10 protein-coding genes are annotated in these 11,941 nt (G+C 42.2%); 6 read left to right on the plus strand and 4 right to left on the minus strand.

The annotated features are described in order from the left end of the window. The first annotated feature begins 40 nt into the window (after positions 1-40). The 4 genes from NDN11_RS00305 (at position 41) to NDN11_RS00320 (ending at position 5,435) form a co-directional block, all read left to right on the plus strand. Positions 41-1,315, plus strand: a complete 1,275-nt coding sequence (locus NDN11_RS00305) for a replication-associated recombination protein A (RefSeq protein ID WP_017402174.1) — start codon at positions 41-43, stop codon at positions 1,313-1,315. A gap of 104 nt (positions 1,316-1,419) precedes the next feature. Next, positions 1,420-2,304 carry an aromatic amino acid DMT transporter YddG gene (gene yddG, locus NDN11_RS00310; RefSeq protein WP_251110446.1) on the plus strand — a complete coding sequence of 295 codons (885 nt, stop codon included), beginning with the start codon at positions 1,420-1,422 and terminating at the stop codon, positions 2,302-2,304. 127 nt (positions 2,305-2,431) lie between these two features. Further along, positions 2,432-3,550: an acyltransferase family protein gene (locus tag NDN11_RS00315; RefSeq protein WP_251110447.1), complete on the plus strand. Its 1,119-nt coding sequence runs from the start codon at positions 2,432-2,434 to the stop codon at positions 3,548-3,550. A 145-nt stretch (positions 3,551-3,695) separates the two neighbouring features. Beyond that, positions 3,696-5,435 (plus strand): amidohydrolase, encoded by a 1,740-nt coding sequence (locus NDN11_RS00320; RefSeq protein ID WP_251110448.1) that lies wholly within the window; start codon positions 3,696-3,698, stop codon positions 5,433-5,435. Positions 5,436-5,471: 36 nt separating this feature from the next. Here the strand turns inward: NDN11_RS00320 and NDN11_RS00325 are convergent, their stop codons facing one another. The 4 genes from NDN11_RS00325 to dapA all read right to left on the minus strand — a co-directional run bounded on the left by NDN11_RS00325 (position 5,472) and on the right by dapA (position 10,389). Then, a complete protein-coding gene (locus NDN11_RS00325) occupies positions 5,472-7,880 on the minus strand; it encodes a TonB-dependent receptor plug domain-containing protein (protein ID WP_251110449.1) in 2,409 nt (802 codons plus the stop codon). 242 nt (positions 7,881-8,122) lie between these two features. Beyond that, entirely contained in the window at positions 8,123-8,842 is a 720-nt protein-coding gene (purC, locus tag NDN11_RS00330; protein WP_005201682.1) for a phosphoribosylaminoimidazolesuccinocarboxamide synthase, read from the minus strand. Positions 8,843-8,877: 35 nt separating this feature from the next. Then, positions 8,878-9,480 (minus strand): lipoprotein-34 precursor (NlpB), encoded by a 603-nt coding sequence (locus tag NDN11_RS00335; RefSeq protein WP_167248783.1) that lies wholly within the window; start codon positions 9,478-9,480, stop codon positions 8,878-8,880. Between the two features lie 15 nt (positions 9,481-9,495). Beyond that, a complete protein-coding gene (gene dapA, locus NDN11_RS00340) occupies positions 9,496-10,389 on the minus strand; it encodes a 4-hydroxy-tetrahydrodipicolinate synthase (protein ID WP_167248440.1) in 894 nt (297 codons plus the stop codon). A 291-nt stretch (positions 10,390-10,680) separates the two neighbouring features. Here dapA and pncA point away from each other — a divergent pair, with 291 nt between their 5' ends. Both pncA and NDN11_RS00350 read left to right on the plus strand, forming a co-directional pair. After that, entirely contained in the window at positions 10,681-11,313 is a 633-nt protein-coding gene (pncA, locus tag NDN11_RS00345) for a bifunctional nicotinamidase/pyrazinamidase (protein WP_251110450.1), read from the plus strand. A 91-nt stretch (positions 11,314-11,404) separates the two neighbouring features. Beyond that, on the plus strand, positions 11,405-11,869 hold the full coding sequence (locus NDN11_RS00350; RefSeq protein ID WP_167248442.1) for an Lrp/AsnC family transcriptional regulator: 465 nt from the start codon (positions 11,405-11,407) through the stop codon (positions 11,867-11,869). Positions 11,870-11,941 lie beyond the last annotated feature (72 nt).

The raw sequence follows: 11,941 nt of genomic DNA on the forward strand, positions 1-11,941 counted from the left end.
ACACAATAGACTAGGGTAAAAGATCATAAAGCCAGTGATGATGTCAGATACGCATATTCCTTTACCTGAACGTTTACGTCCTCGTGACTTGTCCGAAATTATTGGACAAGATCATTTGCTGGGTGAAAATGCCCCTTTACGTCAGATGATTGATCAAGGGCACCTGCCTTCGATTATCTTCTGGGGGCCACCAGGGGTCGGGAAAACCACGATTGCATTGTTATTGGCTCAAGCCGTGGATCGTCCTTTTATTAGCCTATCTGCACTCAATACAGGTGTGAAAGAGCTTCGTGAGGTGATTGCCGAAAGTGGTGACTTGTTGACCCCTGTGGTGTTTATTGACGAGATTCATCGCTTCAATAAATCGCAGCAAGATGCCTTACTCAATGCGGTCGAGAAAGGCAAAATTACCTTGATTGGGGCAACTACAGAGAATCCTTCTTTTGAAGTGAATAGTGCCTTACTGTCTCGCTGTCAGGTTTATACCCTGAACAATCTGAGTGCTGAAGCAATTCAAACCCTGTTGAATAAAGCGATTCAAACGGATAAGTTTTTAAAAGAACGTTTTATCCAGATTGAAGAATATGATGCGCTGATTCAGTTTGCGGCAGGTGATGCACGTAAGGCGCTTAATCTGATTGATTTGATTGCCAGTACCTTTGAGCCTGATATTGAGAATCTCGTAACCAATGCCATCGTCGTTAAAGTCGCGCAGCAAAATATTGCGCGTTACGACAAATCAGGTGAGCAGCATTATGATCTGGTTTCGGCATTTATCAAATCGATTCGCGGTAGTGATCCAGATGCGACGTTGTACTGGATGGCACGCATGCTAAAAGGTGGCGAAGATCCAGTCTTTATTGCACGTCGTATGCTGATTGCTGCATCGGAAGATATCGGCAATTCCAATCCAAATGCCTTGTTGCTGGCGGGAGAGTGTTTCCGTTCAGTCCAAGCGGTGGGGATGCCTGAAGCGCGTATTATCCTAGGGCAATGTGCCGTGTATCTGGCCACTAGCCCGAAAAGTAATAGCACCTATCTTGCGATTAACAAAGCCTTAGAGCTGGCAGAAAAAACTGCAAACCTGCCTGTGCCTTTGCACTTACGCAATGCACCAACCAAGTTGATGAAGCAGCAAGGTTATGGGGTGGATTATCTGTATCCGCACAACTATCCTGAACACTTCGTATTACAGGACTATTTGCCTCCAGAATTACGCGGTACCAAACTGTACGAACGAGCCTTAAATAAACGTGAGGTCGAAGGCGAACGTTTGCAGCAACGCCGTTGGCAACAGGAACAACAGCAGCAGTAATCAAAGCTCGGTGAATTCACCGATCATTTTAAAACTGTCCAAAGCAAAATTCCGAATCGCATCGATAAATTCTGCTTTGACCTTAATATTCTATTTGTATAAAAATGAACGCAAAAAAAGCAACATTGATTGGATTGGTCGCGATCTTGCTTTGGAGTTTGATCGTTGCCTTGATTAAGGATGTCAGTAGTCATTTTGGCGCAGTGGGTGGTGCAGCGCTAATTTATACACTGGCCTCCATTTTCCTGCTGTTCTCGGTCGGCTGGACCAGCCTCAAAAGTTTTCCCAAAACCTATTTGATCTGGGGCAGTATTCTATTTGTTGCCTATGAAATTTGTTTATCGCTTTCGATTGGTTATAGCAGTAATAATCGACAGGCGATTGAGGTGGGGATGGTCAATTATTTATGGCCAACCTTTACCATGGTGGCTGCCATTATTTTTAATCAGCAAAAAGCCAATTTTCTGATTATTCCTGGCTTTATCATTTCAATATTGGGGATCTGTTGGGTACTCGGTGGCGAGCAGGGCTTAGATTTGGCAGGGATGTTACAAAACATTCAGCACAATCCATTCAGTTATGGGCTTGCCTTTATTGGAACATTACTGTGGGCTGCCTACTGTACGCTCACAGCAAGAATTGCGCAGGGCAGCAATGGCATCACCCTATTTTTTATTCTCGTCTCGGCGGTGCTTTGGATTAAATATGCATTGATGGGGGGCGGCACATTTGATTTTGATTGGTCTTCTTCAATTTCATTGTTTTTTGCGGCAGCAGCGATGGGCTTTGGTTATGCCGCTTGGAATGTTGGGATTTTGCATGGCAATGTAACGCTATTGGCAGGTGCATCCTATTTTATTCCAGTTTTATCCGCCTTTTTTTCGGCAATTCTACTCAGTACGCCATTAGGCCTTTCTTTCTGGTATGGTGCATTTATGGTGTGTTTGGGTTCAATTCTATGTTGGGTAGCAACACAGAAAAAACGCTAAAATATTCTCTGGTTTAGCTTGGTGTTGCTGCTGCGCTGAACAGTCACTGTATTTTTGTAAGCGACCTCTAGACACTACAGATAAAAGGTCGCATCATCCCGCTTATCAAGGATGATCAAGCTCCACCATGACCACAAACAAAATTAATGCTGCGGAAAGTATCCGAGGCTTGGCATGTCTCGCTGTTGTGTTGTCACATTTATCACTGACCTTTTTTCCACAACTGCATAATTTTGATGTAAGTGCTGTACCACAATATAATTTTTTTGCGCAGTTACATCACTCGCCGTTGGCCTTCTTTTATTCAGGTACAGGCGCGGTTTTTGTGTTCTTTGTTTTAAGTGGTTTTGTACTGACATTATCCAGTTTTAAAAAGCACAATACCGCAATACAATTGAAAAATTCCTTGATCAAACGTTACCCACGTTTGGCAATTCCAGCCTTCGTCTCTTGTATCATCGCTTATCTGGTGTGTTTTGTGCCTGTCGATGTGTCGCATGTTTCCGAATGGGGAGCAGCACTTGCCAACCCACATCCGCAACTGGGTACGGCCTTATATGAAGGCAGTATTGGTGCATTTTTATTTGGTGATTCCAGCTATAACTGGGTGCTGTGGACCATGCAAATTGAGTTGCTTGGGTCACTGGTGATTTATCTGGCCTGTTATTTCTATGGCAAGTTGCCAATTCTATGTGGTCTATTTCTCATCATTAGCATTTTGACCGCGTATATGATCTCGCAAACCGTGTTGCTGGGTCTTCTCAGTTTCGTTTTGGGGATGGGACTGTTTCTCTATGCTGCAGAACTGAGTACAGCAGTTTCAGTACTGCTATTTTTGTTGGGATTGTATTTTTGTGGCGCACACAACAGCAGCAACAGTTATCAGTTTTTTACTCAATTTTGGGGTGAGCAGAGCTATGACTATCTCAACTTTATCGGTGGCTTTTGCATTGTTTATGCAGTACTCAAAGGTAAGTGGTTAGCACAGTTTTTTGATCGGACTGTTTTGGTGTTTTTAGGCAAAATCTCATTTTCAATTTATTTAATTCATCTTGCTGTAGTTTACGCTTTGGGGATTCCATTATTTAATCTATTGCATGTGCAGTGGGGTTTTTCCTATTTAAATGCAGGATTATTGGCGAGCTTATTGAGTGTGTTATTGAGCATTGTGTTGGCACAACCTTATAGCCATTATGTCGATGATCTTGCGATTAAAGTCTCCAATAAGCTAGCAAAAATGTTTTAAACCTTGTGCTATGTCGTGTGCATAGCCTATGTAGAGCTGTTCGGAACTTGACCAAACATTACAAAAATAATCAGTGAATGCTTTCTATTACAAACAGAATCCGCTTTAATCAAAAAAGACATAATAAAAATATGGGTTTTAATTAATGAACCGTACTTATCTCAAACACTGCGTTTTATTCACGTCTATTTCACTGGCTGTTGCGGGCTGTGCAACGACGGCAGTACCTGTCACTGCAACAGAACAACTGTTTTATGGTGGCCCGATTCTGACGATGTCAGGTAATAGTCCTGAATATGCTGAAGCCCTGTTGGTAAAGGATGGAAAAATTGTTTTTGTGGGCTCAAAGCAGCAGGCTGAACGCTTGGCGGATAAAAAAGTTCAATCGATTGATCTAAAAAATAAAACCTTATTGCCAAGTTTTATTGATGCGCATAGTCATGTGAATATGGTTGGTTTCCATCAAATGGTCGCCAATCTCTACCCCATGCCTGATGGTCAGGTCTCAGATATCAATTCTTTGGTGAATGTGCTGAATAGTTGGAAAGCCCAAAATCCATCCGTGATTAAAACCATGGGCGGCTGGATTTTGGGTAATGGCTATGATGATGCACAACTGAATGAGCAGCGTCATCCTACGGCAACCGATCTCGATCGGGTGTCTCAAGAGCAACCTGTAATGATCTTGCATCAATCTGGGCATTTAGCATCCGTCAATCATAAAGCACTTGAATTATTGAAGATCAATCAAAACACTCCGAATCCAGCAGGGGGTGTGATTCGCCGTGAAGCCAACTCAAATGTCCCAAATGGCGTGTTAGAAGAGTCCGCTTTATTTACCGCAATTGGCTCAATTTTTAAAGACGTGCCGCCTGCGGTAATGTTCCAGATCGCAGAAAAAGGGATTGATGTCTATGTAAAAAATGGTTTTACCACGGTACAAGAAGGGCGGGCTGATCAGGGGACTACTGAAATGTGGCATGTCTTAGCTAAGCAGAATCGACTGCCAATTGATGTGGTTTCTTATCCCGATATCACCACCAGCCAAGACTATATGCTCAAGCAAGGCAGTCAGCGACAGTATGATCATCATTTTCGTATTGGTGGAGTGAAAATCAGTTTAGATGGTTCGCCTCAAGGTAAAACCGCTTGGCTGACACAACCCTATTTGGTACCACCTGAAGGTAAAGATAAGACTTATAAGGGCTATCCTGCCATAAGTAATGATCAGCAGGTCAAGGACTATATCAATTTAGCCTTTAAGCAAGGGTGGCAAGTACTGGCGCATGCCAATGGCGATGCTGCGATTGATCAATTTATTGAGGTAGTGAAGGATGCTACAGCAAAACAAGGACTAGCAGATCGTCGTAGCGTATTGATCCATTCGCAAACCATTCGTGATGATCAACTGGATCAGCTCAAAGCCTTAGATATTATTCCATCTTTCTTTTCACTACATACCTTTTACTGGGGCGATTGGCATCGCCAGCAAACCTTAGGCGAAACTCGCGCTGCACATATTTCGCCAACCGCAACCGCTTTAAAAAAGCATCTGATCTTTACCGAGCATCATGATGCACCTGTGGTACCACCGAGCAGTATGATGATGCTGGATGCGACCGTGAACCGAGTGACGCGGAGCAATTATGTGTTGGGTGCTGATGAGCGCATTAGCCCTTATCTGGCATTAAAGTCGATGACAGATTGGGCCGCGTATCAGTACTTTGAGGATCAGACCAAGGGTACTTTAAGCCAAGGTAAATTAGCTGACTTGGTCATTCTGAATCAGAACCCGTTGACTGTACCCAGTCGTGAGATTAAAAACATTAAGGTATTGGCCACTTATAAAGAAGGCAAACTTATTTATCAGAACGTGCAGAATTAAACTGAAAACCGAGCCATCTGGCTCGGTTTTTGACTATTACCAACGATAATTGATCTTGCCGTAATAGAACGCGCCATTAAAGCCAAAAGGCGAGAACTGGCTATAAGGCAAGCTACCGCCTGTGGATTGGTTGATGTCATAAACATCTTTATCAGGATAAACATCGGTAATATTGTCACCGCCAATGGTAAAGTTCCAGTTTTGATATTGGTAAGAAAGTGCTAAATCGAGTAACCATTTGGCTGAGAATTTTTGGTCTTTGGCTTCGCCTGAATTACTAAAGGTTTTAAAGCTACCATAACGTGTGACATTGGTATTCACAGTGAAGTTTCCAAGCTTATAGTCATTGGCTAAACTGAACTTATGCTCAGGCGTACTGCCAGCCAATAAACCGTATTGCTCTCGACGATCAAGACGCGTGAGGTTAATGCCCAGAGCATCTAAGATGGCAGGATTACCATCCACGTGGGTCACTTTATTTTTATTGTAGTTGTAGGCCAATGATGTATTGAGTTCGCCATAAGGCAATGCAGTCCATTTATAGGTTGCAACTAAGTCAACACCACGCGTGCGGGTATCGCTGGCATTGTTGAAATAACGAATCGTGTTGAAGTTGGTGTCGGTGATCCCTTTTGAATTCAGGTATTGGCGGACGGTCGCACTGCTGGCATTGATATTGGAGGACAGACTAATTCGATTATCAATGTCGATTTGATAAGCATCCAAAGTCACATACAGTTGATCAGTTGGGGTAAGCACTAAACCTACACTATAGTTCTTGGATTTCTCTGGTTTGAGTTGTTCTGCACCAAGTAGTTGAGCAACGTATGACGTGGTGGGGAAGGTTCCTGCTTCAGCAAATTGACCATTGACCAGTTGTGAGGAGGTTTGCGCAAAATATTGTTGAGCAAGACTTGGCGCCCGGAAACCGGTAGATGCACTTCCACGTATCGCAACAGCTGGATGAATCGCATAGCGCAAAGATAATGATGCATTATCGGTATGTCCAAAATCATTATAATATTCGTGGCGATATGCTGTAGATGCAGATAATTTTTCAGTCAAACTGGCTTCTAGATCCAAATAAGCTGCATAACTGTCGCGTGACCATTCACCTGCATCGGCAGAGCGAAAGCCTGCTAAACCAGAAGAGCCACTTTTATAATAGGAGGCTGGATCACCCGCTTGGATTTGATATTTCTGATTTAAATATTGCGTACCAAAGGCAACATTCAGCGGGCTTGCAAGGGCTGCAAGATTAAACTCTCGAGAAAGATCAAAATTCACCACTGTTTGTGCATTTTTCAGCGTACCATTCTGAAAGCCGAAAGGTGTGGTGGCTGTATCTTTATAGAGATCAACATTAATGGTCTTGGTATCGACATCATAACGATTTAAACCATAATTCACCGAGGCATCATAATGCCAGTCTGACCAATCACCTTTGATCCCTGCAACTGCGCCAAAATCATCGAGTTGGCCCTGAATGATGGGTAGATAACCATTTGGAAAAAGAGCAGGAATATTATTGGAGGCATTGTTTAAACGATAGAATCCAGCAGTTTCTGCATTACGATGGCTATAGGTCGCAAAAGAATATAGCTCTGCATGATCACTGAGGTCATAACCTAAATTCAAGGCTGCTTTTACCTCATCGGAATCTGGATCCCCAAAACGGAAAGTGCGCTGTCCATAGGTGCTTGATTTTGGATCACGCAGGTCAGCACCTGCACGGTTGGTGGCTTGGCTATCCTGCCATTCCCCTGAAAAAATCGCATAACCATAATTATTCAGTTTAGTTCCACCAGAAACAAAGGATTGTTTTTGTTCACCATCTCCTTTGTTATAAATCCCGTATTTAATCCCAGCTTCACCATGCGTCGGGTTGGATTTCAAAATAATATTAATCACGCCTGCAATCGCATCGGAACCATAGCGGGCCGATGCACCTTCACGGAGTACTTCGACACGGCTAATCGCTGAGATCGGAATCGCATTCAAATCGGTTGGGGCAGAGCCACGACCAATGGTTCCGCCAAGGTTAATAAAGGCACCTGTGTGGCGACGCTTACCATTAACCAAAACCAGTACTTGATCAGGTGCAAGTCCTTTCAGTTGAGCAGGTCGAACCAGTTCAGTTCCATCCACCACGGTTGGACGTGGAAAATTAATTGAAGGAATAATTCGAGATAGTGCAGTCCCGAGTTCATTAGAGCCGGTGCGCTCAGTCAGTTCTTTGGCACTAATCACATCAATCGGCTGTAAGGACTCTGTTTGTGAGCGATTGTTGGCACGGGTTCCTGTGACCACAATGGTCGCGAGTGTTTTGACTTGTTCGGGTTCTATTGGATTGTTCTCAGCCGCATGAACATTGCTATATAGGGCAAGCAGAATCAGACTACTACTTAGACTTAAAGGAAAAGTCTTTAAAATGGGAGCATTCATTTTGATCTTCTAACTCAAGTTTTGTAAACATTTGTGAACATGGTAGGAGGATCAAAATACTTTCAAAAACAATATAAAAACATAAGGTTAGAAAAAAATTCGCAAAGCTGATTTTATGAATTTTAAGTTTATGATTTATATGATATTGATATTTAAAATGAAGTCGATTATTTTTGAATAGACAATAAAAAACCAGCCTGAATAGACTGGTTTTTTATTTAGAAGTAACAGCTTAGCTAGGCTTAGATATCATCTAAGTTAATACCTAAACGAGAAGCAACTTCTTCATAAGCTTCAACCACACCACCTAAACCTTGGCGGAAACGGTCTTTATCTAATTTTTTCTTGGTATCTTTATCCCATAAACGGCAACCGTCTGGAGAGAACTCATCACCCAAAACGATACGGTCATGGAACACACCGAATTCAAGTTTGAAATCAACCAGAATCATATTACCTGCGTCGAATAATGCTTTAAGCACATCATTTACTTGGTAAGTGAGTTCTTTCATTTTTTCAAGTTGTTCCGCAGTTGCCCAACCTAAAGCAATCGCTTGAGATTCGTTCACCATTGGATCGCCAAGCGCATCATCTTTGAAGAACAATTCAAATGTTGGCGGAGTTAATTCCTTACCTTCTTCAACACCTAAACGACGGCAAAGAGAACCAGCGGCATAGTTACGAATCACACATTCAACTGGAATCATCTGAAGTTTTTTAACCAGCACTTCAGTTGGAGAAAGCAATTTTTCAAAATGCGTTTCAATACCTGCAGCAGCTAATTTGTCCATGATGAAGGCGTTAAAACGGTTGTTGACCTTGCCCTTACGGTCCAATTGCTCAATTTTTTCACCGTTGAATGCCGAGGCATCATCACGGAATACTAAGATCAGGTGATCAGCATTGTCTGTCTCATATACAGATTTAGCTTTACCAGTATAGAGCAAGGTTTGTTTTAACATGGGGGAACCTTTTGAAAAAAATGCCTAGTAAACGACTAGGCTGGCCAATTTTGGTAAATCTGAGCTAACACTTCAGTTGCAACCGCTGGGTCTGCAAAAGTGGTGTCAAGTTTGAAGAGGGCAATGGTGTTATTTGAGCCAACAGCAGTAAGCTTCAATAGGTAGTTCTGATCACCAACCTTAATAGTCGCTTCATAGCCATGATCTGCTTGAGAAATGACTTTGTAGTTGAGGCTGTTGACGGTCGCAAAAGTATATTGCCATGCAGTTGCTGTTGGGCCTTCCACTTTCAGTAATGGGTTTTTATTCCCATCCATCACCAATTGTGGACGACCTAAAGTCGTTGCTGCCGCTTCAGTGGTATTGCTTGCAGTTTTCATTGACTCTGGACGAGGCAATGCATAACGGTTGCCAGTTGCGTTCTCAAATGTTGGCGCATGTTGAATCGCAAGTGGATCAACCGTTGGGGCTGGATACAATGGCGTGAATGGTCTTACCGTTGCATTCTCAGGGAATTTGAGTGGTTCAAGCGCTTGCGCTTTTTTATAATCTAAAGAATGATTATTGAGGGCAAAACGACCACAACCAGCCAAACTTAAAGCTGAAATGACAAGGACAACACCAAGACGTAATTGCATCATAAATTGCTCGTATTAAATAATGCCCGCAGTTTTGAGATCTGTGCGGAGCGGTTCACGATATTGTTCTGCGAGAGCGGTTAAAGGCAGGCGTAGACCTGTACTAATATATCCCATCTCATGCAACGCCCATTTCACAGGAATTGGGTTTGATTCGCAAAACAAAATATTGTGTAGATTTGCAATTTGTTGATTCAAACTTTGTGCTTTTGCTTTATCACCTGCCAAGGCAGCTTCACAAACTTCGCTCATTTGTTTTGGTGCAACGTTGGCAGTAACTGAGATATTGCCTTTGGCACCCAATAAAATCAGTTCCCAAGCAGTTTCGTCATCGCCTGAGTAAACTGCGATTTTACCATTTAGACCTTCGATGAGGGCTTGACCACGTGGTACATCGCCTGTTGCATCTTTAATCCCAACAATGTTTTTAACATCAGCTAAACGAATCACGGTTTCATTTTGCATGTCAACACCAGTACGACCTGGAACATTATAAAGAATTTGTGGAATATCAACTGCTTCAGCAATTGCTTTATAGTGTTGATATAAGCCTTCTTGTGTTGGTTTATTATAATATGGCGTAACGAGCAATGCTGCATCAGCACCGAGTTGTTTGGCTGCTTTGGTTAGTTCAATTGCTTCGTGAGTTGAGTTTGCACCTGTACCCGCGATAATTGGAATGCGTTTATTGGCTACACGAATCACTTCTTTGATGACTTGTGTGTGTTCTTCCATACTTAATGTAGAGGCTTCGCCCGTTGTGCCAACAGCAACAATACTATGTGTACCTTGTTGGATGTGCCACTCAACGAGCTTCTCAAGACTCTTCCAATCTACGCGACCATCTTCAAACATAGGGGTGACGAGTGCGACAATTGAGCCTTGAATATTCTGTGCTAGCTGAGTCATTTTAAAAAACTATCCTATTTTCCCATCCGAGATTGAATTAGTTGAAACGAAATATTGGATGGTTGCAGTATTTTGATTCGTCGTTCAATAATGAATTCGATTGAATGACAATTATGCAAATTATGACTGATCAGCGGCATAAGAACAATATGCTTTAGTCAAACAGCCGAAAACTTTCATTCATCTTTAACTTGAATAATTTTCATCTTATGAAAAGTTTGTGCCTGTTTGGCTAGTCAGAAACAATGAGGCAGCGTATTGTACAAGGAGCAATCTAGGTTGAATAATGAGATGCAAAGCGATTCAAAACATAGCGCATTAATTGTTGTTGATGTGCAAAATGGATTTACACCGGGTGGAAACTTGGCAGTCACTGACGCTGATCAAATTATCCCAGTGATTAATCAACTAGCGCGTCAGTTTGAAACCGTCGTGCTGACCCAAGACTGGCATCCCGATCAGCATATTTCTTTTGCTGATAATCACGAAAATCAAGTTCCATTTGAAACCATTGAGTTGCCATATGGAACCCAAGTGTTATGGCCAAGACATTGTGTACAAGGCACACACGATGCTGAATTCCACCCCGATCTTGATATTCCAACCGCGCAACTGATTATCCGCAAAGGCTTTCACGTCAATATTGATAGTTATTCAGCCTTTATGGAAGCAGATCGTAAAACACCGACAGGTCTAAAGGGCTATTTAACAGAACACCAAATTGATACGGTCTATATTGTGGGGATTGCCACCGATTTTTGTGTGGCGTGGACGGCACTGGATGCTGCACAGATGGGTTTTAAAACCTATGTGATTGAAGATGCCTGTAAAGCGATTGATTTAAATGGTTCATTACAAAGCGCATGGCATAACATGTTAGAACAAGGCGTTCAACGCATTCAGGCTGCTGCAATTTTGGTATAGGCTTGTGACGATTGATCCAAAGGCGTTAAACTTCTAAAACTGATGAATCAGCATCAGTTAAAACATGACTTAAGGCAGAATTGAGCGTTTTATGACAGTCGAGCTTGATGATTTTGATCAGAAAATTATCCATCATTTACAAATGAATGGACGGTTGGCCAATCAGGAACTTGCTGAATTGGTGGGTTTGTCGACCTCGCAATGTTCTCGTCGTCGTGTTCAGCTTGAACAGAAGAAAATTATTACCGGGTATTATGCTCAAATTGCGTTGAGTGCAGATCCGGCACCGATCATGGGTATTATTGAAGTGAAATTGCAAAACTATAGTGATGCAACCCATGATCGTTTTGTTGAGTTTCTGCTACATGAGCCTGCCGTGAAAGATATTCATAAATTAACAGGTAGTTATGACTTTGCACTTAAAGTAGCGGTTAAAAATTTAGATGAGATGGTTAAACTCATCGGGATTTTGTCTTCTAAGAATTTTGGCGTCAGTAATCTCAATACCTCAATTGTGCTAGAAAAACTAAAAGAAAACGGGATTGCGATTAAGTAAAAGGGATCTCGTTGTCATTTCATTTAATGCAAAATAAAAAAGCAGGCTTATTGAAAGATATAGACTATTCGA

Source organism: Acinetobacter sp. C26M, assembly GCF_023702675.1.
Lineage (GTDB): Bacteria > Pseudomonadota > Gammaproteobacteria > Pseudomonadales > Moraxellaceae > Acinetobacter.